Genomic DNA, 19,959 nt, shown 5'->3' with positions numbered 1-19,959 from the left:
CGCACGATGAGCAGGTTGTTGTCGAGTAGGTGGTTGACGGGGCGGATGGCGGGCAGTGCGTCGTGGGTGTAGACGACGCGTCCGAACGGTGCTTGTGCGAGGAGGGTCAGTGCCTCCTCGCGCGTCAATTCGATGAGGTTGTGGTCGGTTCGGTCGACGGTGGGGGAGTCGCTCACTGTCGCGTGCCTTGTCCGATGGCGCGGTGCCGAGTCGGGCGTGTACGCCGTTCGGCTGATCTCACCGTGGCGGTCGGTTCGCTAGGTCCCACGTGCTGGCCCTATCCGTTCGTGCGTGTGCTCACCTTGGTGCTGATCGATCCACTTCACCAGCTTCGCCGAGCCTTGATCAGGGCCGAAGGTCGCCATCGGAGAGGACCAAGTACTCCACGCTGCCGATGTCGCCTCGGTGACGCGATCGCGTTGGACGACAACACCGTCGCGGCGAATGCGCTGCGGTCGCAGCCGGAATCGCGGTGTGCCGAAAGTCCTTCGGGTTGGAGCATCGAGGCTCTGTCGGCATCGGGGTGGGTTCGCTCATCCTTCGACCATGGGATCTGAGACTTGCGGTGAAACGTCCAAAAGCGTTGTCGGCCACCAAGAGGGGCAGGCGCCGGTGATCGTCGGCATCGACGGATCAGAGTTGGCGGTGCGAGCGGCGTACTGGGCCGCCGTCGAAGCCGACGCGCGGCACGTGCCATTGCAGCTGGTGCATATCGCCACCCACGACGAGGTCAGCTTGGAAGGTCTGGAGTCGGTGCTGACTGCTCGTCAGGCCGTGATCGACAGGTGGGCACGCACCTGTGAGCGTCCGTCGCCAGCGATCGAGCCGCTGGTCCTGGGCGGAGACCCCGCTGCCCGGCTGACCGAGTTGTCCGCGGGCGCGGCCCTGCTGGTGCTAGGCGACAACCAGGCCGGTCCGCTGGCCGGACTGTTGCGCGGCTCGGTGGCGGCCACGCTCGCGGGCGCGGGGCGGTGTCCGGTCGCGTTGATCAGGCCGTTGCGCAGCGCCGCGTCCGCGGTCGGTCCGGTGCTCGTCGCTGTCGAGGACGCCGGATCGCCAGCCCTGCCCGCGGCGTTCCGTGCCGCCGCGACCCGCCACAGCGCACTGGTGGTGGCCGACCTCCGCCGCCGTGCCGTGGCCGACGGCGACCTGGACGACCTGATCGCCCGCCACCAGCGACAATTCCCGATCGTGACGGTGCAGTGTGTGGCAGTCGCCGGTGATCGCGCCGTCGCGCTCGAACGCTTCAGCGCCACCACCCAGCTACTGGTGATCGCCCGCGGTGGGTATGGGAAACTCCGGACACACCTGAACCCGATGCTGCATATGGCCTTGCACCACACGCAGTGCCCGGTGCTGGTGCTGCCCGAGGGCAGCCCAGCGGCTACCGACAATGGCCACCTCCGCGGTGACCGGACCACAGCACTTCCCGCCTTCGGATAGCGCCGGGACCGAGCTCACTCATCCGAGCACCCCACCTCGATCGACGCCGGGTGTGGTTGGGCGCGCAGCAACCACACCAGAAAGGTGCCGGTGACCGCCGCCATGGTCGCAGCCATGGCCAGCCCGCCGAGCACACCGATGGCGATGGTGAGGGCGGCATGTTGGCCGGGGTGCCACAACGGTGTGGTCACCGCGGTCAGGACCGTCAGTCCGGCGAGCCAGGCCACTGCGGTCGCTCCTATCCAGCCTCCGGCATCGGAGAGGTGGCGGCGCAACACCAGCCACTGGGCCGCGCCGATGGCTGTCACCATGACTGCTGCTCCGGCCGCGATCGCGGGCACGACCAGCAGCGGCGGCCACCCGGCCAGGCCGTTGGTGAGCATCGGCACCATCCCCAGCGACCACGCCAGGACCGCGCCCGCTATGGTCGCCAGAATCCAGTCCCGCCGCGCCGATCCCGGCACGACGGAGGCAAGCGCATGCCCCTGGAACCAGCCCAGGACTGCTCCTTCGGCCGCTCCCGCGACGAGTAGGGCAGTAGCCGTGAGCAGTGTGGTGGTTTGCGCGACCGCGACCCCGGCGACAGCGGGCGCGGCGAACCCCAGTAGTTCGCCGACGGTGACCAGGGTGAACCAGCGCCACCACAGCCGTCGACCCGCCCCGGAAGCGGCCGGTGGAGGATCGGGGGCTTCATCGAGGCTGATCACGACGAGCGGATCGGTCCCTGCGGTCGGGGTTCTGGGGAACTGGGTGCGATAGAGCTTCCACGTCGCGGCGTAGTCGGTGTGATCGGACGAGAGGACCTGGCCGGTGCCGGGCCGCCAGCGTTGGTCGAGCCACACCGACACCGGGGTGGGATCGGTGAAGTTGCGCCACCATGTCTTGGTGGAGGCCCGGCCTACTCGCACCAGCACGCGATCGCCGTGCCGGGCGTAGGCCACCGGCAGAGCGATCGGCCGTCCCGAGCGTCGCCCGTGATAGCGCAGCTCGGTCATGTTGCGCGTGAGCCGACTCGCGAGCGGGGAACGCAGCGCCGTCAGCATCGCCGAGGCGCCCCAACTGGGAGTTCGATAACCGGTGTCGTGGACCATGGCTACCGATACTTCCGCTGCCGAGCCGGGTGCGACAGAATCCAAAGCAATCACCTGCCAGGACTTTCGGACCGCTCGTCGGTTGTGCGCGGCTAGCGGATGGTGATGGTTTGCAGGTCGGCACCGATGACGACGTCACCGTCGTAACCTTGCTTCGCCCAACGCGTTGAGCACATGCGATTGGTGCACCGTTCACGCGTCGACGCTTCCTCGAGGGCCTCGTTACTGCTGTGTCGGCGGTGTGATCAGTCCGTAGTCGCCGTCGTAGCGGTGATAAAGCACATTGCCCCGGTCGATGCTCGGTCGCGGAAGAAGACGAACGGCAGGCCGGTCAGCTCGAGACGTGCGATAGCGTCTTCGACTTCCAGCGCCGGTGCCGGTATCGGGCTCACGGTGAACGGCACAGCGTTGCAAGCCACGGACTCCGGATGTCGATCCAGCTGCGCGAGCCGGTAACCGTGGTCGCCCACGCGGTAGAGCACGCTGTCGGCGTCGGTTCCGGATTCGGTGAACAGGTGGAAGCGGTAGTCCATGACCTCCATGTCGAAGATGGCCTCGTCGCAGATTTCACCGATGAGCGCGTAGGACTTTCGCCGCACGATCTGTCGCTGCCGGATAGAGGCCGGACTCCTTTCGAGGCCGGGACCAAGGTCTATCCGGCAGTCACCCTCCGTAGCGACCTGACTCCAGCGGAGCTGGGTCGAAATCGGAGAGGGCGCCGCTGTGGTTCTGCGTGGTCTCAGCGGCGTCGATGCGGCGGCGCAGGTTGGCGAACTGCCGCGCTTGCATGATCAGGTGAGCGGGCTGGCCGAAGAGGAAGTCGGCGACCACCGTCAACGGACGCGGCGCATCGCGTCCGACGGTGCGCACCACCAAGCGAGTGCGTACGCCGGGTAGTTCGGTCAGGTGGAAACCCCACACGCCTTGGGCGAACATCCGGGGGAGCGGTCCGCGCGGGTCGAAGGGGCGGCCTTCGGGCAATGTGAGATCGCTGCGCAACACCAGCGTCGTCGGGCGATCGATGATCGCGACCGTGAAATAGGTGCGTCCATCGGCGGTCGCGTTGATCCGATCGCCCACGCGAAGCTCCTGCCACTGCGGCACTATCCGCGTCGCGCTCGGCCAGCCACCGTTGTCGAGACGATCCCAGCTGTACCAGCCGGCACGGTCGCGCCCCATCTGAACCAGCCAGCGCCACACGGCCTCCGGCGGTGCCTCGAACGTCGTGGCCATGGTGGAGCGATCCGTGGGCTCAGGCACCAGCGTGTCACCGGGATACTCCGCGGCCACCTCCGCCGCCGTGGCGCCCCAGCGCAGCATCCGATGCCGCAGCACCAAAGCTGCTGCGCTCGTCGCCAATAACGGAATGGTCCATCGCATGATCGTGCCTCCCGTCAGGTGTCCGATCCTCCGGCGAGCGGGTTTCACTCGGGAGTCTGTGGTTGTGATTCGGTCGAAACCGAGAGGGGGATTTGGGCGAGGCGGCGCAAGCGTTCGTGTTCGAGCCAGAACACGGCGACACTGGTGATGAAGCTCAGCGCGGTGGCGGTGGCGCCGAGGGCGACCCATTCGGTGGATCCGGATCCGGCCGCGGTGAGTGTGGATGCCAGGCTCGCCACTCCGGCGATGAACAGCACGATGCCGGGGATGTTGTAGATGTCGGCGAGACTTTCTCCCGGCTTGGCGTGGTAGGGCTGGCCGGATGTCTTGTCGCTCACGATGTTTCCTTCGGTGGGGGTTGAAGCGGGCCGTGGCCGGGGAGGTACCGCGGCCCGTATTCACCATGCCCGCCGAGACGAAATCCCCAGCAGGGTCCTTGGTCCCCGCTAGGCGCGACCAACGTCCGTTTTGTGTCGGTCGGCAGCGATCTCGTCAGGGTTGCTGCTGAGGTTGCTCGCAATGACGATCCGCATGGTCTGCCGATCAGGAGGATGCAGATGTCATCAGGTGTGATTTCGATGTTGGTGACGGGTCTGATGCCCTTGCTCGGCGCGGGTCTCGGCGCATCGACGACGCTACTGGTGCAACGAAGTTCGGCGCGCCAGGCGAAGCTCGAGTTTCTGGCGGAAAGCCGCCTCGCCCACCGAGAAGAGCTGAAGTCCGCGATCATCGACTACTTCGAGGCAACGCAGCGACTGCAGGGGGAGCTCGACGTCCGCGAGCGGGGTGGCACTCCAGACGATTTGAAGCGACTGATCGAAAGCGTGAACCGACTCGAAATGTATTCTGCGAGGCCGGGTCCGATCCGGCCGATCGGCGACCCGTGCTCGTGGAAGGCGAGCCGCGCGGCAATGGTGTCAGGCATGGATAGGGGAGAGTGTTTCGGAAAGTGCGCGGCGCGGGGAACGCGGTGACAGGTCTGGGGTATCGGGAGCTCGACCGACTCGCAGGATGACTTGGGGGTGGGCGGTGTCGTCGAGGACCTCGCGTCGCAGCCGAAGGCGTTGGTCGGCGCTGTCGAGTGGCGCCGAGAGCGGGCAGGTGGCCAGTCCGATGTTGGTCGCGGTCAACAGCACCGCGCTCATCGCCTCGCCGGCACGCAGGTGGGCGAGTCGGTCATCGTTGGGGGTAGCCACCAGCAGCAGGTCGGCGTGGTCGGCCTCTGCGGTCTCGTCGGCTGGGGTCCCGGAGGTCAGCCGGTCGCCGTCGCGGTCATGGAGCGGGCGAATCAGCGCGCCCAAGGCGGCGGCTCGCTCGGTCAACAGCCCGAGGTAGCCGGGCGGAGCGGTCCAATCGCTGTAGTGTCTCCGGTCGCTGCGACGGCGGGTGATCGCGGCGCTCATGGCGATGTCTTGGGTGGTGGGTCGCCGTGCGATCGCCGCGATGCCGGCGAGATGGTCGGGATTGTCCGGGTTCGGCAGCCGGTGCACGATCGTCGCCCAGCCGAGCGCGGCGAAGGCCACCGAAAGGTGGTGCAATGCCGCTCCGCAGCCGAGCAGCACATCACGCTGATCGCCCGCGGCGACGGTGAGCGATCGCGTCCGGTCCAGGTACAGGTGCATGCTGTCCGGGGTGATCTGCCAGCGCCACGGCTGCATATTGCACCGCGACGGGGCCCGCAACGCCAAGGCCAGGGCGGTGGCGACGGTGTCGTCGTCTGGGCGTGTGCGGTCGTCCATCGGTGTCGTTGCCCTTCGCGGTCGAATTGCCTTTCCTCCACGATCCCCGCACCGCGGCATCGGCGGGCAGGGCACGAGGACCCTTGATCAACGGACTTCCGGTGTCGATACAGCCGGGACATCGGTGCACAGCCGCGCCCGGTTCGCCCACCTGCTGGTCATCGTGCACGGACCTGATCTCGGGGTGATCCCGGCGGGGGCACTGCTACCCGGTCGGTAGGGACGCGTGCACCCGCGCCAACACGGCGGCCAGACTCCGACGGATCTGGCGTGCGATGGGCTCCCATGCGGCCCGCCGTGATTGCTCGACCGCGGTGCATGGCTCGGCTGCTTCGACGACGCTGTAGTCGCCCTCGGCGCGCACGAGGAGGGTGCAGCCCATCATCAGCCCGATACGGCGGTCGATGCTCAGCGCTGCCGCGATCAGCTCCGGATCGCACGCGCCGAGGATCACGTAGTCCTCGATCTGCCAGCGGTTTCGGACGGCCGCGGTGGCGCATACGTCGAGTTCGTTGAGCACGCGGAAGCCGTGTTCGGTGAGCGCCTCGCGGACCAGGGGCACGGTGTCGGCGACCGAGGCCGCGACAGTCACGCTCAAATCCGTTGGAGTGACCGGGATTCGGATCTCGGTGACCAGATCGTGGGCGGTCACCGCCTGCTCGGGCGCGACCAGATACACCTCGGTCGGCGGCCCGATCGGCCGGTACTTCGCCGCACCGAGCCAGGCTTCGAGCGCGCGGTAGGCGTGGGTGATCGTCTGGTAGCCGCCGCGGTGGACGGTGCGCGCGTACCAGCCCGGTTCGGTGGCTCGTATCGCTGGTTCCTCGCCGGTGCCCGAGAGGTCGCTCGCGCCGACCGGGAGCGCGAAATCGACTTCGATGGTGATTCCGGGGAGGAAGTCGCCATGGTAGGTCGTCGACGGCGGTCCCGAGGCCGTCAGGCCGGTCGCGGCGGCGAAAGCGTAGAGCGCGGACATCCCGCTGCCGATATCGTCCCCGGCGTGGTCGGCGCGGATGGTGCGGCGCAGTTGCAGCACCGTCTGCGGACCGGATTCGACCACCGAGACCTGGTACGAGGTGGACATGGCCTTGGGGGATGCCTTTCGCTCAGCGTTGGTGGGCGATGCGGGCGAGTTCGGTGCGGGCGAGTTCGTGAGCCCACTTGCGGGCCCGGGCCAGTTCGCCCGCGGTCAGCGGTCCGGTCACCGCATCGACCGAGAAGTCGGTGGGCTCACCGACGAGTTGGTAGCCCAGACCGCGCAGTCGCCGTCCGATGCCGCGCGCCGCCGAGCCGGTCAGCCAGCGCGGATGGGCGGCCTTGGTGCCGAACGCCGCCGCACGGGCGCCCGCGGGAACCGGCAGCGCGCTGTCGAGCCATTCGCGGATCCCGGTTTCCACCGCGACAGGTGCGGTGGTGCGGGTGGCGGCGTCGCGGCGGGTGCGGGTCCGGCTGAGGCCGAAGACGTGGGTCGGGCCGCCGACCACCAGCAAATCCACCATCGGCTCGGGCAGCTGTGCGGCGGTGGTGACGTCGAGTAGCTCGACCGTGGCGCACTCGCTCAGACCCTGCGCGATCGCCTCGGCGATGGCAGCGGTGTTGCCGAACATCGACTCGTAGACAACACGAACTCTCATCACGATCTCCTTCACGACGCCTTGCCATGCGGCTGTCGATATCGACGCTACGGCCCGCGGTGCCCGGCGAGGCAGGGCCGAACCGACATCGAAGCAGGGGACTTTCGTCGTCGACCCGGGTGCGTGTCAGGCCCTCGCCGCAAGGTCGAGCTCATCGCCCTGCACGCCTGCGTCGACACCAGCAGCCTGTCGCTACCGGGTGGCGGGTGGGTACGCCGACCGCGAGTCGGTGGAGGGCTGCTGGGCTCCACCGGCAACGCCCTGCTGCACTCGGTCGACGTCCCCTTGATCGTCGTCCGCGATCGGTAAGCCCCGACAGCCGAATCCGATTTGTGCGTATCAATGCCCATTGGTCCTGCGGTGATGAGGCTTTCGGCCCTTATGGCCTGCGCGTGGCAGTGGTGCCATAGCTGGGGTTCGCCGGGAGCGAAATCGGCATCGAGAAGGAAAGGTAGACAACGACATTGCTTCGTGATCTGACCCAACGCGAGATTCTGACCGAGCTCGAATCCGTCGCCGAGGCCTGCGTGAACCAGCACTTGGCCAGGGCCAAGGACTGGCAGCCGCACGACTATGTGCCCTGGGAAGAGGGCCGCAACTTCGCCATGCTCGGCGGAATCGATTGGTCCCCAGAACAATCCGCGCTCAGCGACGTCGCGAAGGCCGCGATGATCACGAACTTGTTGACCGAGGACAATCTGCCGTCCTATCACCGGGAGATCGCCGAGAACTTCTCCCAGGACGGCGCGTGGGGCACTTGGGTGGGGCGTTGGACCGCGGAGGAAATGCGGCACAGCGTTGTCATTCGCGACTACCTGGTGGTGACCCGCGGTGTGGATCCGGTCGCGTTGGAGAAGACGCGAATGATTCACATGACCAACGGTTTCTCCGCGGGCGTCTCCGATGTCGACGTCGACAGTGGCGCCGGGTTTCTGCATTCGGTCGCCTACGTCAGTTTCCAGGAGTTGGCCACCAGGGTCACCCATCGCAACACCGGAAAGGTGTGCAACGACCCGATCGCGGACAAGATACTGCAGCGCATCGCCGCCGACGAGAACCTGCACATGATCTTCTACCGCACCGTCTGCGGCGCGGCGCTGGATCTGGTTCCGGATCAGGCGATCGAAGCCATCGACAACGTCGTGGAGAACTTCCGGATGCCCGGTGCGGGGATGCCGAACTTCCGTCGCAACGGTGTGCTCATGGCCAAGCACGGAGTCTACGACCTGCGTCAGCATCTCGAGGAAGTCCTGAATCCTGTCCTGCGCCAGTGGAACATCTTCGGTCGCAACGATTTCAGCGCCCGTGGGGAAAAGGTCCGGGAACGGCTCGCGGCCTTCCTCGAGAATGTCGAGCGCGTGCAGATCCCCAAATTCGAGGAACAACGAGATCGAGCGCTCGCCCGTGAACGTGCTCGCGTCTGACCCAGCGGTCGAGCAGCAGGCGGTAGCGCACAGCCGCGTGACCGCGCCCCGAACCGCCTGGGTTGTGTTGGTCGCTGGGCTGATCGGTTGGCTGGCGTCGGTGACATTGACCATCGAACGGTTCAGGCTGTTCACCGATCCGGGCTATACCCCGTCGTGCAGCATCAACCCGATCCTGTCCTGCGGATCGGTCATGCAGACCCAGCAAGCTGCGGTGTTCGGCTTTCCCAACCCGATCGCCGGGGTGGTGGGGTTCTCGGTGGTGGTCACCCTCGGCGTGCTCGCCGTGGCCGGAGTGCGGTTGCCGCGTTGGATCTGGATCGGGCTGTGGCTGGGCGCCGCGACAGGTGTCGGGTTCGTTTGCTGGTTCATCTTCCAGACGCTGTACCGGATCGGCGCGCTGTGCCCCTATTGCATGGTGGTGTGGGCGACCCTGCCTCCGCTGCTCGTGGTGATCACCGATCAGCTGCGGGGGCGCTCGCACGGCCTTGTCGGGGTGCTCGTGGAGTGGCGGTGGACGGTCGCGGCGCTGTTCTACGCGGTGGTGGTGCTGCTGGTGTTCCTGCGATTCCAGGACTACTGGTTGTCGCTGATCTAGTTCTTCATTCCGGTGGTGAGTGGCAGAGCCCGCAGGCTTCTGCCACTCCCGAGTGCGCGAGCTTCAGCGCTGACGCACCACGACCATCGGGCAGTCGACCACGTGCAGCAGGTCGCTCCAGGCATGCAAAGCCACCAGCTCGACTTTGCGGCGCGCGGCTTGTTCGAACGCGATTCCACTGGGGGCACGCTGTTTTCGCTGCCGTCGACGCCGACGAGGACCGGCTTGGTGAGCGACACGCACCGCTTCTCGGGCGATGCGCGCCGCAATGGTGATCCTGTTGCGGCTGACCAGCCGCATGCCTGCTGGATCGGGGTACAGGCCGAAGGCCCATACCCAGTTGCCGTCCGCGGAAGCGAATACCAGGGCGCGCGGCCGGTCACAGACCGCGACCCGCATCCGCGGTCCACGCGGGCTGAGCGGCAGGCTCTCTCCGACGCTGAGGTTCTGGTACTGCGGCAGGATCGTGTCGGCGCTGTGCATGTCCAACCCGAGCAGGTTCTCGATCCAATCGTAGGTGTACGCGCCGCCCCGGCCGGGTCCTTTTCGGCCCGTGTCGGTGTGATCGCAGTGGTGACCGCCGCCGGGGTGGTCGGGCTCGCGGCGTCGTCTTCCGCCATTCCGCATGACCCAGGCGCTCCGTTCTCGCCGACCCCTGCTTTCTATGTCGAGACCGCGGAGTCCGAGCTCGGTGTCGTGATGTACAAGACCTGACTATGCGGGGACGGCCGCTCGCCGATGGGCGCCCTACTGGTTCGGGTCCGGCCACAGAACAGCCGGGCCGTACCAATGGCACGCCAGCAGCGCGAGTTCGACGTCGAGCCGGTCGGCGCCGATCGGTCGCCCGCGTCGGGCGACGGCGCGTCCGATCCGGTATTTGACGGAGTTGGCATGCAGATTCAGCTCGGTAGCGGCGGCTTTGTAGCTGGATCCGGTACCCAGGAATATCCGCAGGGTGTCACGCAGGCGTTCGTCGTGCTCGTCGTCACCGGCTAGGTTGCCGAGCACCTCGCGCACCCAGTCGCGGGTCTCGGCGAGGGCACCGCCCAGTAGTGCGGCAGTCATCAGACCGGGGTCGTCGGCGGCGACGACGATGGACGAGGACTGTTCGCGTGCCAGGGCGACGGAACACGCGCGCCGGGCGCCGTGATGGGAGTTGCGGAAGCCGTCGATTCCCGCGGCTATGGTGCCGATCGCAACGTTCGGGTGGTCGCGGTGGGCGGTCACGAATGTGCGTACATCGGCGACCAGGTGTCCCGGCGCGGTCCGGTACGGAAGCCAGGCCCAGACGCTGACCTGATCCGCGGCGACGACCAGCGGGCTGGACGCGACGGCAACCGCGTCCCCGAGTTCGCGGACGAACCGCTGCAGGCGCGGTATCGCATCGCTGTCGGTCTCAGCCTCGGGGTACCACAGCACGAGCGCCAGGTGTTGCCAGCGCAGCGGATACCGGATCGCCTCGGTCACCGCTTCGACATCGATGTTCTTGCGGCCATCGAGTACCTCGCGAACCCGCACCGCTCGGACGCTGTTCTGGCTTTCCATCCAGCGCTCCCGCTCGTCGCCGTAGATCGCCACGACCTGTTCGGTGATGCGGTCGCTGAAGTCGAACAGAGTCACGGTGATGCGTTCGATCACGCGGATCCGCTCGGCCGGGGGAATGGCCAGTATCTGCAGTTCCGCGAAGATCAGCTCGGTCATGCGCCGCTGCCCGAGCCGGTAGGCGCGGATAAGGGCATTGACCGGTACCCCGTGCTGGGCCAGGCGTCTGGCGAACTCCACGGCGGCAAGCGGAGCCCGGACATCCGCGGAGGGAAGGTCGTAGCGCAAGGCGCGCAGAATGGTGGCGACGTTGGATTCGACGCTGGCGGCGAGCAGATCAGCGGTGCGCGGATTGCCGCGAAGCTCGGTGATGCCGTCTTGTAGGTAGGCGCAGATGACCGCGCTGACATCGGTCACCCGGTCGTTCATCCGGGCGGCTATCGCCGCGATGAAGCGGTCTGTATCGACATCGTCGTGACGCGCGGTGGTCACGCTCTCAACCCTAATCTCCGCCCACCCCACATCGGCACCGCGCCGCCATGAAGAGGCGTTACGTCGCGATCGACACCGGGCAGATCAAGGTGTCGGCTTGTCCTCGAGCGACAACAGATGCCGCGAAGTTCATCCACGCACGACGGTGTCGAGCGACCCCGGGTACTCCTACCGTTGGCGCCATTCCGACACCCCATCCCGAGGAACGACCATGAACCTCGCGACCCTCCCGGATTGCCGTGCCGCCACCGCGCCACACGCCGCTGCCGTCGCCGATGACAACGCCGACCTGAACAACACCGAATTCCTGACCGCCGTCCGGCGGGCCACCACATCCCTGCGCGCCGCGGGAGTCTCGACCGGCGACGTCGTCGCGATCATGCTGCCCAACACAGCCGCCCTCGTCGTATCCCTGTTCGCCACCTGGCGCCTGGGTGCCATTGCCACACCCATAGACCCCGCGTTGCCCGCCGAAGACGCCAGCCGCCGAATGGCCTGCACGAGCGCCAAGGCCCTCATCGCCGTACACGAACCTGCCTACGCCTTTCCGGTCCGAACCGTGATACCCGCAGACCGGCTCACCACAGCACAGCCCGACACCGCCAAGCCCGCCGAGGTCCGCGACGACGCACCGGCACTCCTCATCCACACCGACAACGCCGCCGGCGATCCGAATGTCGTGACGCTCGACCACCTGAACCTCAACGCCCTGTGCCGATTGGCGATCGAGATCTTCACACTCACCGACACCGACCACAGCCTGTCGATCCTGCCGCTGTTCCATGTCAACGGCATCGCGGTGGGCGCCGTGTCACCACTGCTCGCCGGTGGTCGCACCACCGTCGCCGGCCCATTCAGTCCCACCACGTTCTTCGCACGGATCGAATGCAGCCGGGCCACCTACTTCACCGCCGACCCGATCATGTACTCACAGCTGTCCGATCTGCCCGCCGAGATACAGCCGAACACCTCGTCCGTGCGGTTCGCCATATGCGGCGCCGCGCGAGCCGGCACCGAACTGCGGACCAAGTTCGAACACCGCTACGGCATACCGATCATCCACGACCACGGACTGACCGACGTACCTGCACGAGCACGCTCCATCTGCCCAACAGCACCTTCGAAATAATACGACCCGTCGGGTCAGATGTCCCAGACAGCTGGAACGCAACAGAAGGCGTTGTCGGCGGTCGCCACGTGGCAGATGGAGGGGACGGCGGTGAGTGGCCACCAGCGCCTCGCGGCTGGCCGCCAGGCGGACCACGCTGTGGCCGGGGGTGTGCCCGCAGGTGCGACAGGCGACCACCCCCGGCGCCACCTCGTGCTCGGTCTCGAACGGCCGCAGCCGACGGCGGTACTCCTCCTGGTGAGCACTACGTCGGTCACGGATGCGGCGGCGATTCCGGCGGCCTCCAGTCACCCGGCCAACCGCCCGCCAGCCGCGTTCCTGACCTCTCAGGTCAGTACACCTAGCCCAGCGTCGATGAGCACGGTCCGTCGCCGCTACGCACCACGACAACGTTCAGCGGCCACTCGAGCAACTCCGGCGGCAGTCAGGTCCGCTGGGTCGGCGTTGTAAGGCGATCGTCTCGGCTGCGATCGGTAGCACGGTGTGTGAGGCGGCGATCTCGGTGGTGTTCGCCCCGATGCGGCCCGCCATGAAGCGCTGCGAGGCGGGCGGGATGATGATGTCGCCGGTGGGAATCAGTTCGACGGCGCGCTCGTACGAGTCGACGTCGATGATCATCCAGCCCGCGATCAGGTCCTTGGTCTCCGCGAACGAGCCGTCGGTCACCGGTGGTGGCGTTCTACGTCTGCCGGAGGGGCTCGTACTCCTCGGCGCTGAGTCCGAAGGTCCACGCGACGCCGGCGCGCGCGGTCTCGATATCCGGCGGCACCCGCAGCCAGTAGGTGCGACTGGTGCCGTCGGGTTCTGGCGTCGAGTTGATCACCTCCACCATCACCACGTCCTCGTCGCCGTCGAGTTCGATCCGCCAGAGCACGCCGGTCTCGTCACGGTGGATCGGTCGTGCACCGGATTCGTCGAGGTAGCGGTCGTAGCCGTAGTACTCGAGCATCACCCGGCGCAGTTCGGCGTTCTCCTCGTCGCGGATGCGCTCGGCCGTCAGTGCGCGCAGATCGTCGAGGAATTCGGCGGGAATCGGCATGCCGCGCCAGGCGAACAGGGCGAATCCGTCGGCGTAGGCGAGGGCTGGGCCGTCACCATTGTCGAGCCGTCCCGCTTCGTCGCGGTGCAGTGCGGTAGGCCGCTCGCTGATCACCGCGATCTTCTCGTAGGGCCACCACCAGCCGGCTTCGCGGGCGATGCTCGCCGCCGCTGCCAACGGCTCACCGGGCTCGGTGCCATACGCCGACAGCCACGCGGCGTCGTGCTGACCGAGGACGGCATCGAGCAGCAGCAGGCGAATCGCGGTCTGCTCCTTGCGGTTACCGGCCACCTCCTCGATGACACCGGCTCGGATTCGGTCGACCACGGTGGCGGTCTGCTCCCAGAGATCCGCGCCGGTCTCGCGCCAGTGCGCACTGAAACCCGTGGGGCCGAGTTCGGCGTCGACGCGTGCGCGTTCGGCCGCCAGCGGGACGTTGCGCAGCGCCTCGCGCACCGATGCGCCGATGTCGCGCGCGGCCCGCAGAATTCGCACCGCCTCCAGGGGAGAGCGTGCCCACACGATGGTTTCCGGCGTATCGAGCCCGGCCTGCCGGTAGGCCGCCCGCACCGCCTCCTCGGTCACCGTCCGGTTCCCCGGCCCGGTGGCCGCCGACACCGAACGCCATTCGTCGCGCTTTGCCGTGTATTCGCTGAATCCTGTTGTCATCGAATATCTTTCGCCTTCGTCGTGTCAGTCCGCGACAATGCGGACCGAGCCGGGCACGTACTCTCGCTGGCGCACCACCCGGAACCACCCCTTCGGCAAGGTGATCGCCGCATGTTCCTCGTGGACGACGCGTCCGCCCTCGGGTAGATGCAGCAGCATCGGCCCCGTCGCACCGGATTCGCGGATCAGCTTGCCCGGCCCCTGCACGGCGTGCGCGTGCCCGGTGACCTCACCCAGCGCGAGCACCAACCGCCCGCGTGGGTCACGCGCCACCGAAGGGGCGTGCAGAAGTTCCTGCGGTACAGCCGTTTCCGCGAGGGGTGCGATCAGGACATCGCCTTGCCGATACATGAAGTTCCTCCCGTCCCGGCGCGAGTCCGGCGCCGTTCACCCCGCAGACCGTAGCGGCGGGCACCGACAAACTGCCCGGCTCGCTGCGGTGTCGGTGCGGCTTGGTAGAAACCTCGTGACGATCACGGCACTGCCAGAAGGGGCGGGCACACCACATGACCATCGGCGACCATTTGCAGGAGTTCGGCGGCCTGCCCGCCTACACCTTCCCCGATGCCGAGACCGACGCGAAGAAGAAGCGGAAAAGCGTTGCGTTGCCGGAGCCGGACACGGTCGCGTGGCGTCTGAGCGTGGAAACCTATGACGCGCAGGAGACGTGGGTCGAGTGCTTCGCCCGCTTCCTCGGCGCGGTCGATACGACGAAGGTCACCACGTTGATCGTCGGTACGTGGGATGACGTGTACGGCAACGGGCCCGACGAGGTGATCGAAGCGCTGTGCGCGGCGAAGGACCGGCTGCCCGCACTGCGCGCCCTGTTCCTCGGCGACATCGTCATGGAGGAGTGCGAGATGTCCTGGATCAATCAGGGCCTGGTCACCCCACTACTCGAAACCTTCTCCGGCTTGGAGATTTTCGGCGTTCGCGGCGGTCAGAACCTGGAGTTCTCCGCCGTGCGGCACGAACGCCTGCACACGCTGGTCGTGGAGACCGGCGGCCTGCCCGCCGACGTCGTGCGCGGCATCGGGGCCAGCGATCTGCCCGCACTCGCGCACCTGGACCTGTGGCTCGGCACCTCGGAGTACGGCGGAGACAGCGAGGTGGCCGACCTCGCGCCCATCCTCTCGGGGGACCGGCTGCCCGCGCTGAAGCATCTCGCCCTGCGCAACAGCGAGACCCAGGACGACGTGTGCGCCGCTCTCGCCGCGGCGCCCGTGGTGGCCCGGCTGGAGAGCCTGGACATCTCGATGGGCGTCCTCACCGACGACGGCGTGGCGGCGCTGCTGTCCGGTCAGCCGTTGAGCCATCTGAACGTGCTCGACATGCACTACAACTATCTGTCCGACGAGATGCGAACCCGGCTGCGCGAGACCCTGGAGCCCGCCGGGGTCCGCCTGGAACTCGACGCCGACGACGCGGAAGAGGACAGCGACGAGGAAGACGGAACCGTCTGGCGGTTCGTCTCCGTCGGTGAATGAGTCGTGTCCGTCTCGACACCGCCGCGCTGGGTGATCGTCGGTAACGGCGAGAACCGGCGCGTCGGCATGTTCACCGACGCCGCCCGAGCCATGTGGTCGGCGGACATCCGAGTGGTCGAATGGTGTGATGTGCTGAGCGAGGGCGGCGCCGATTTCAGCGACGACGAGATCGTGCGGCTCGAGTCACCCGGCGAGAATCTCGAAGTCGATCGACTGTTGCGGGGGAGTTCCGAGCCGACGCGGGTGGAGGGTTCCGCGCGCTGGTACGCGCGCTTCCTCGACGCGGCGGGCTCGTTGCGCGGCGGTTTCCGGCTCGACGACACCGATGATCTGGCCGTGCTGTTCGACAAAAGGCGGTGCCACGCGCGGCTGGCGCGAGCGGGGGTGCCGGTGCCGTCCTCGCCCACTTCCGGCGGACGCGCCTCGGTGCGCGGCTGGGCGGATGTGCGGAGTCTGATGCGTGCGGCGCAGATGCCGCGCGTGTTCGTCAAACTCGCGCACGGTTCGTCGGCTTCCGGCGTGCTGGCCGTCGAATCCGCCCGCGACGGACGGCTGCGCGCGACCACCTCGGTGGAGATCACACCGGAGGGACACCTGCACAATTCGCTGCGCGTGCGTCGCTACACCACCGAACGGGAGATCGCGCACATCGTCGACCGGCTCGCACCGGACGGACTGCACATGGAACGCTGGATTCCCAAGGTCTCCCAAGGCGGCCGATCCGCCGACCTGCGGGTCGTGGTGATCGGCGGGCGTGCGACTCACGCCGTCGTCAGGACGAGCCGCACGCCGCTGACCAACCTGCACCTCGGCGGCGCGCGCGGCGATCTGGCGGACTTCCGCGCTGCCGCGGGCGAGCACTGGGCGACGGCACTGTCGATCTGCGAACAGGCGGCCGCCTGTTTTCCGGCGACCCTGTGTGTCGGCGTCGATCTACTGCCCGTCGTCGGGTGGCGGCGGTTCATGGTCGCCGAGGTCAACGCCTTCGGGGATCTGTTGCCCCGGCTCTCCGGACTGCCGGAGGGTCCGGCCGCCGGGCTGGACACCTACACGGCTCAGGTCGTCGCCGCGACGGCTCGCTATCACCATGCCCGGCAACCCGATTCGCGGGAGACGCGCGAAGGAGTATCGCTGTGACGATCTCGCAGGCCACGGAGCCGGATATGAACGCCGTGATCGGCCGGGACGATCTCCTGTTGCTCACCCTCGACACCCTGCGCTACGACGTCGCGGCCGAACTGGCGGCAGCGGGGCGGTTACCGAATCTGAGCGCGTACCTCCCCGGCGGCGGCTGGCAGAAACGCCACGCCCCAGGCAATTTCACCTACGCCGCCCATCACGCCATCTTCGCAGGCTTCCTGCCGACACCGGCGACGCCGGGCCCGCACCCGCGGCTGTTCGCCGCGCGGTTCGCGGGCAGCGAGACCACCGCCGAGCGCACCTTCGTCTTCGACGAGCCCGATCTGGTCACCGCGCTGGCCGCGCGCGGTTATCACACGGTCTGCATCGGCGGCGTCGGCTTCTTCAACAAGCAGGGTGCGCTCGGCAGCGTCCTGCCGGGGATGTTCGCCGAGAGTCATTGGAAACCAGCGTTTTCCGTAGCCTCGCCTACCTCCTTCGAGGCGCAGGTGGCCTGCGCCGAGCGAGTGGTCGCGGCATTGCCCGCCGAGCGGCGACTGTTCCTCTTCGTCAACGCCTCCGCCCTGCATCAGCCCAACTGGTTCCACCTGCCCGGCGCGACCCGCGAAGCGGGCGACAACCGCGCCACCCACGCGGCAGCGCTGGAATACATCGACCGGCACGTAGGCCGGCTGTTCGACGTGATGCGTTCGCGGCGACGCTGTTTCGCCATCGTGTGTTCCGATCACGGCACGGCCTACGGTGACGACGGCTTCACCGGGCACCGGCTCGGACACGAATCGGTATGGACCGTCCCCTACGGTCATTTCTTCCTGGAGCCACCCGCATGACCCGCACGATCATCCTGCCCCGGCCGTATCAGAACTACGTCTACGCCTATCCGCACAAGACCGCCTACCGCGCGTTCGCTCCGCCGCCCGCGCTCACCGATCTATGGGCCGGGCAATCGCGGCAGGCGCTTTCGCTGTATCTGCACATCCCGTTCTGCGAGGTGCGCTGCGGCTTCTGCAATCTGTTCACCCGCGTCGGCGCGCCCGACGGTCTCGTCGGTCGCTACCTCGACGCGCTCACCCGCCAATCCGAGGCTGTTCGTGCGGCACTGGGTGACGCCGAGCCCCCGCGTTTCGCCACCGCCGCGATCGGTGGCGGCACACCCACCTTCCTCGAAGCGGACGAGCTGACCCGACTGTGCGACATCGCCGAGGACATCATGGGCGCCGACCTGCGCGCGATCCCGCTCTCGGTGGAGGCGTCGCCGAGCACGGCGACCGCCGATCGCCTCGCGGTCTTGGCCGAGCGCGGGACGACCCGGCTGAGTCTCGGTGTGCAGAGTTTCATCGAAGAGGAGGCACGCGCCGCCGTGCGGCCGCAACGACGCGCCGATGTCGAGGCCGCGCTCGGTCGAATCCGGGACACCGCCATCCCGGTGCTGAACATCGACCTCATCTACGGCATCGACGGTCAGACCGCCGCGACCTGGCTGGAGTCGCTCGACGCCGCACTGGCGTGGCGCCCCGAGGAGATCTACCTCTACCCGCTCTACGTCCGCCCGCTGACCGGGCTCGGCCGGCACGCCGATCCTGCTGTCGCCGAACGTGATTGGGACGAACAGCGGCTGCGACGGTACGTCGAGGGGCGTGACCACCTCCTGGCGGCGGGCTACGAGCAGGTCTCCATGCGCATGTTCCGCCGCCGCGACGCGCCGCCCCAGGGGCCGGACGATTACGCCTGTCAGACCGACGGCATGATCGGCCTCGGCTGCGGAGCGCGCTCCTACACCTCGGGAACGCACTACTCCTTCGATTACGCCGTCGCTCCGCGCGAGGTGCGCGCGATCATCGACACCTACGCGGCCACAACGGATTTCAGCCGCGCCGCCTATGGACGAGTGATCGACGGCGACGAGCCCGAGCGTCGCTACCTGCTGCAATCGCTGCTCCAGGCCGAGGGTTTCGCGGTGGCCGACTACCGGCTGCGTTTCGGCCACGAACCGCACGACCGCTTCGCCGCCGAACTGGACACCCTCGCGGAGCGGGGGTGGCTGGCCGACCCGCGATCGGGCCATTTACGGCTGACCGCCGAGGGTTTGGCCTACTCCGACGCCATCGGCCCCGAATTCTTCTCCCCGGCGGTACGTGCCGCCATGGCCGCCTACGAACACCGGTGACCGCGGTGGATCTCACCATTCTCTACCGCGGACCGCTGGCTTCCTGCGACTACGACTGCCCGTACTGCCCCTTCGCCAAACGCCGCGACACGACCGCCCAGCTCCGCGCCGACCGCGCCGCCCTCGAACGATTCACCCGGTGGGCGTGCGCGCAGACGGGTGATCGTCTCTCGATCCTTTTCACCCCGTGGGGCGAAGGACTCGTGCGGTCCTGGTACCGCCGCGCCATGATCGAACTGTCGCACCAGCGGCACATCGACCGCGTCGCCATCCAGACCAACCTGAGCTGCCGGACCGAATGGCTCGCCGACGCCGACCTCGAGACCGTCGCCCTCTGGTGCACCTACCACCCCGGCCAGACGCCGTACGACCGCTTTCTCGACAAGACCGCTCGAGCAGCCAGCGCCGGTGTCCGTTTCAGTGTCGGAATCGTCGGGCTCCCAGAACATCTCGAGCATGCCCGCCGTCTGCGCGCGGACCTACCCGAACACATCTATCTCTGGGTCAACGCCGCCGAAGGGCACACCTACACCGACGCCGCGGCGGCCGACTGGACCGCTCTCGACCCGCTCTTCCCGTTCAGCCGCCATCCCCATCCCTCGGCCGGTCTCCCGTGCCGCACCGGATCCTCGGTCATCTCGGTGAACGGCGACGGCGACGTCCGCCGCTGCCATTTCGTTCCGGCCGCACTGGGCAACCTCTACGACGGCTCCTACCGAGCCGCCCTCGCCCCGCGAGCCTGTCCCCGCACCGAATGCGACTGCCACATCGGCTACGTGCACCTGGAAACCCTGCCGCTCTACGACGTGTTCGCGGGCGGAGTGCTGGAACGAATTCCCGGTCGGCCTACCCGTGTACTGGCCGAAACCGTGCTGGGACTTCCTGCGATCCCGGCGCGAACCGCGACGGCAACGCCCACCTGACAGCGTCGAAGCCATTCGTCGGCGCGAAACAACCGACAGCCTTCGCCGTCAGCTGACCACGA

At 67.7% G+C, this 19,959-nt stretch carries 24 protein-coding genes and 2 pseudogenes; 12 read left to right on the top strand and 14 right to left on the bottom strand.

Annotated elements, in window-relative coordinates:
- Positions 1–176 (bottom strand): pyridoxamine 5'-phosphate oxidase family protein (locus ABZV58_RS30970; RefSeq protein ID WP_355003737.1); only part of this gene is annotated, 176 nt, incomplete at its 3' end.
- Between the two features lie 370 nt (positions 177–546).
- Here ABZV58_RS30970 and ABZV58_RS30965 point away from each other — a divergent pair.
- On the top strand, positions 547–1,443 hold the full coding sequence (locus ABZV58_RS30965; RefSeq protein WP_355003718.1) for a universal stress protein: 897 nt from the start codon (positions 547–549) through the stop codon (positions 1,441–1,443).
- A gap of 14 nt (positions 1,444–1,457) precedes the next feature.
- Here ABZV58_RS30965 and ABZV58_RS30960 read toward each other — a convergent pair whose 3' ends face one another.
- From ABZV58_RS30960 to ABZV58_RS30945, 4 genes are all read right to left on the bottom strand, one after another.
- Positions 1,458–2,579 carry a nitroreductase/quinone reductase family protein gene (locus tag ABZV58_RS30960; protein ID WP_355003717.1) on the bottom strand — a complete coding sequence of 374 codons (1,122 nt, stop codon included), beginning with the start codon at positions 2,577–2,579 and terminating at the stop codon, positions 1,458–1,460.
- Positions 2,580–2,779: 200 nt separating this feature from the next.
- Complete coding sequence (locus ABZV58_RS30955) at positions 2,780–3,133, bottom strand: sigma 54 modulation/S30EA ribosomal C-terminal domain-containing protein (RefSeq protein WP_355003716.1); 354 nt, start codon at positions 3,131–3,133, stop codon at positions 2,780–2,782.
- A gap of 64 nt (positions 3,134–3,197) precedes the next feature.
- Positions 3,198–3,893, bottom strand: a complete 696-nt coding sequence (locus ABZV58_RS30950; RefSeq protein ID WP_355003715.1) for a hypothetical protein — start codon at positions 3,891–3,893, stop codon at positions 3,198–3,200.
- Positions 3,894–3,958: 65 nt separating this feature from the next.
- The gene (locus tag ABZV58_RS30945; RefSeq protein WP_355003714.1) at positions 3,959–4,252 is read right to left on the bottom strand and encodes a hypothetical protein; all 294 of its coding nucleotides are present in this window, start codon (positions 4,250–4,252) and stop codon (positions 3,959–3,961) included.
- 132 nt (positions 4,253–4,384) lie between these two features.
- Between ABZV58_RS30945 and ABZV58_RS30940 the strand changes: the two genes are divergently transcribed.
- Entirely contained in the window at positions 4,385–4,888 is a 504-nt protein-coding gene (locus ABZV58_RS30940) for a hypothetical protein (RefSeq protein WP_355003713.1), read from the top strand.
- On the opposite strand, the gene ABZV58_RS30935 is transcribed toward ABZV58_RS30940, so the two are convergent.
- The 3 genes from ABZV58_RS30935 to ABZV58_RS30925 all read right to left on the bottom strand — a co-directional run bounded on the left by ABZV58_RS30935 (position 4,832) and on the right by ABZV58_RS30925 (position 7,287).
- Complete coding sequence (locus tag ABZV58_RS30935; protein WP_355003712.1) at positions 4,832–5,653, bottom strand: NAD(P)H nitroreductase; 822 nt, start codon at positions 5,651–5,653, stop codon at positions 4,832–4,834. The genes ABZV58_RS30940 and ABZV58_RS30935 overlap by 57 nt on opposite strands.
- Positions 5,654–5,858: 205 nt before the next feature.
- A complete protein-coding gene (locus ABZV58_RS30930) occupies positions 5,859–6,737 on the bottom strand; it encodes a GyrI-like domain-containing protein (RefSeq protein WP_355003711.1) in 879 nt (292 codons plus the stop codon).
- A 22-nt stretch (positions 6,738–6,759) separates the two neighbouring features.
- The gene (locus ABZV58_RS30925; RefSeq protein WP_355003710.1) at positions 6,760–7,287 is read right to left on the bottom strand and encodes a flavodoxin domain-containing protein; all 528 of its coding nucleotides are present in this window, start codon (positions 7,285–7,287) and stop codon (positions 6,760–6,762) included.
- A 123-nt stretch (positions 7,288–7,410) separates the two neighbouring features.
- Between ABZV58_RS30925 and ABZV58_RS30920 the strand changes: the two genes are divergently transcribed.
- From ABZV58_RS30920 to ABZV58_RS30910, 3 genes are all read left to right on the top strand, one after another.
- The gene (locus tag ABZV58_RS30920; protein WP_355003709.1) at positions 7,411–7,596 is read left to right on the top strand and encodes a hypothetical protein; all 186 of its coding nucleotides are present in this window, start codon (positions 7,411–7,413) and stop codon (positions 7,594–7,596) included.
- 155 nt (positions 7,597–7,751) lie between these two features.
- Entirely contained in the window at positions 7,752–8,711 is a 960-nt protein-coding gene (locus ABZV58_RS30915; RefSeq protein ID WP_355003708.1) for an acyl-ACP desaturase, read from the top strand.
- Positions 8,698–9,309: a vitamin K epoxide reductase family protein gene (locus tag ABZV58_RS30910; RefSeq protein WP_355003707.1), complete on the top strand. Its 612-nt coding sequence runs from the start codon at positions 8,698–8,700 to the stop codon at positions 9,307–9,309. Before ABZV58_RS30915 ends, ABZV58_RS30910 begins: the two co-directional genes overlap by 14 nt.
- 63 nt (positions 9,310–9,372) lie before the next feature.
- On the opposite strand, the gene ABZV58_RS30905 is transcribed toward ABZV58_RS30910, so the two are convergent.
- The gene (locus tag ABZV58_RS30905) at positions 9,373–9,792 is read right to left on the bottom strand and encodes a hypothetical protein (protein WP_355003706.1); all 420 of its coding nucleotides are present in this window, start codon (positions 9,790–9,792) and stop codon (positions 9,373–9,375) included.
- A gap of 78 nt (positions 9,793–9,870) precedes the next feature.
- Between ABZV58_RS30905 and ABZV58_RS30900 the strand changes: the two genes are divergently transcribed.
- A complete protein-coding gene (locus ABZV58_RS30900; protein WP_355003705.1) occupies positions 9,871–10,023 on the top strand; it encodes a hypothetical protein in 153 nt (50 codons plus the stop codon).
- 33 nt (positions 10,024–10,056) lie between these two features.
- On the opposite strand, the gene ABZV58_RS30895 is transcribed toward ABZV58_RS30900, so the two are convergent.
- Positions 10,057–11,343, bottom strand: coding sequence for a helix-turn-helix domain-containing protein (locus ABZV58_RS30895; RefSeq protein WP_355003704.1), 1,287 nt, complete (start codon positions 11,341–11,343; stop codon positions 10,057–10,059).
- 211 nt (positions 11,344–11,554) lie between these two features.
- Between ABZV58_RS30895 and ABZV58_RS30890 the strand changes: the two genes are divergently transcribed.
- Entirely contained in the window at positions 11,555–12,472 is a 918-nt protein-coding gene (locus ABZV58_RS30890) for an AMP-binding protein (RefSeq protein WP_355003703.1), read from the top strand.
- Positions 12,473–12,486: 14 nt separating this feature from the next.
- Here ABZV58_RS30890 and ABZV58_RS30885 read toward each other — a convergent pair.
- The 4 genes and pseudogenes from ABZV58_RS30885 to ABZV58_RS30870 form a co-directional block, all read right to left on the bottom strand.
- A pseudogene (locus ABZV58_RS30885) lies at positions 12,487–12,896 on the bottom strand (hypothetical protein); the annotation flags it as partial.
- A gap of 152 nt (positions 12,897–13,048) precedes the next feature.
- Positions 13,049–13,144: pseudogene (locus ABZV58_RS30880) on the bottom strand (YciI family protein); the annotation flags it as partial.
- A gap of 7 nt (positions 13,145–13,151) precedes the next feature.
- Positions 13,152–14,180 (bottom strand): DUF6745 domain-containing protein, encoded by a 1,029-nt coding sequence (locus ABZV58_RS30875; RefSeq protein WP_355003702.1) that lies wholly within the window; start codon positions 14,178–14,180, stop codon positions 13,152–13,154.
- A 24-nt stretch (positions 14,181–14,204) separates the two neighbouring features.
- Entirely contained in the window at positions 14,205–14,531 is a 327-nt protein-coding gene (locus ABZV58_RS30870) for a hypothetical protein (protein ID WP_355003701.1), read from the bottom strand.
- A 155-nt stretch (positions 14,532–14,686) separates the two neighbouring features.
- Between ABZV58_RS30870 and ABZV58_RS30865 the strand changes: the two genes are divergently transcribed.
- From ABZV58_RS30865 to ABZV58_RS30845, 5 genes are read left to right on the top strand one after another with little or no spacing between them, the layout of a single operon-like run.
- Positions 14,687–15,667, top strand: a complete 981-nt coding sequence (locus ABZV58_RS30865) for an STM4015 family protein (protein WP_355003700.1) — start codon at positions 14,687–14,689, stop codon at positions 15,665–15,667.
- A gap of 3 nt (positions 15,668–15,670) precedes the next feature.
- Complete coding sequence (locus tag ABZV58_RS30860) at positions 15,671–16,804, top strand: STM4014 family protein (RefSeq protein ID WP_355003699.1); 1,134 nt, start codon at positions 15,671–15,673, stop codon at positions 16,802–16,804.
- Entirely contained in the window at positions 16,801–17,637 is an 837-nt protein-coding gene (locus ABZV58_RS30855; protein ID WP_355003698.1) for an STM4013/SEN3800 family hydrolase, read from the top strand. The genes ABZV58_RS30860 and ABZV58_RS30855 overlap by 4 nt, the downstream gene beginning before the upstream one ends.
- Entirely contained in the window at positions 17,634–18,974 is a 1,341-nt protein-coding gene (locus tag ABZV58_RS30850; protein ID WP_355003697.1) for an STM4012 family radical SAM protein, read from the top strand. The genes ABZV58_RS30855 and ABZV58_RS30850 overlap by 4 nt, the downstream gene beginning before the upstream one ends.
- The gene (locus tag ABZV58_RS30845) at positions 18,971–19,897 is read left to right on the top strand and encodes an STM4011 family radical SAM protein (RefSeq protein WP_355003696.1); all 927 of its coding nucleotides are present in this window, start codon (positions 18,971–18,973) and stop codon (positions 19,895–19,897) included. The genes ABZV58_RS30850 and ABZV58_RS30845 overlap by 4 nt, the downstream gene beginning before the upstream one ends.
- The last annotated feature ends 62 nt before the right edge of the window (positions 19,898–19,959 follow it).

The sequence above is a fragment of the Nocardia sp. NPDC004654 genome (assembly GCF_040609595.1).
Lineage (GTDB): Bacteria > Actinomycetota > Actinomycetes > Mycobacteriales > Mycobacteriaceae > Nocardia.
This window is presented reverse-complemented; position numbering and strand designations above follow the sequence as displayed.

Excerpts from the sequence above, each read along its gene's own strand:
- ABZV58_RS30965 (WP_355003718.1), top strand. The coding sequence starts at position 547 with ATGGGATCTGAGACTTGCGGTGAAACGTCCAAAAGCGTTGTCGGCCAC.
- ABZV58_RS30935 (WP_355003712.1), bottom strand. The coding sequence starts at position 5,653 with ATGGACGACCGCACACGCCCAGACGACGACACCGTCGCCACCGCCCTG.
- ABZV58_RS30930 (WP_355003711.1), bottom strand. The coding sequence starts at position 6,737 with ATGTCCACCTCGTACCAGGTCTCGGTGGTCGAATCCGGTCCGCAGACG.
- ABZV58_RS30925 (WP_355003710.1), bottom strand. The coding sequence starts at position 7,287 with ATGAGAGTTCGTGTTGTCTACGAGTCGATGTTCGGCAACACCGCTGCC.
- ABZV58_RS30905 (WP_355003706.1), bottom strand. The coding sequence starts at position 9,792 with ATGCACAGCGCCGACACGATCCTGCCGCAGTACCAGAACCTCAGCGTC.
- ABZV58_RS30890 (WP_355003703.1), top strand. The coding sequence starts at position 11,555 with ATGAACCTCGCGACCCTCCCGGATTGCCGTGCCGCCACCGCGCCACAC.
- ABZV58_RS30875 (WP_355003702.1), bottom strand. The coding sequence starts at position 14,180 with ATGACAACAGGATTCAGCGAATACACGGCAAAGCGCGACGAATGGCGT.
- ABZV58_RS30870 (WP_355003701.1), bottom strand. The coding sequence starts at position 14,531 with ATGTATCGGCAAGGCGATGTCCTGATCGCACCCCTCGCGGAAACGGCT.
- ABZV58_RS30865 (WP_355003700.1), top strand. The coding sequence starts at position 14,687 with ATGACCATCGGCGACCATTTGCAGGAGTTCGGCGGCCTGCCCGCCTAC.
- ABZV58_RS30850 (WP_355003697.1), top strand. The coding sequence starts at position 17,634 with ATGACCCGCACGATCATCCTGCCCCGGCCGTATCAGAACTACGTCTAC.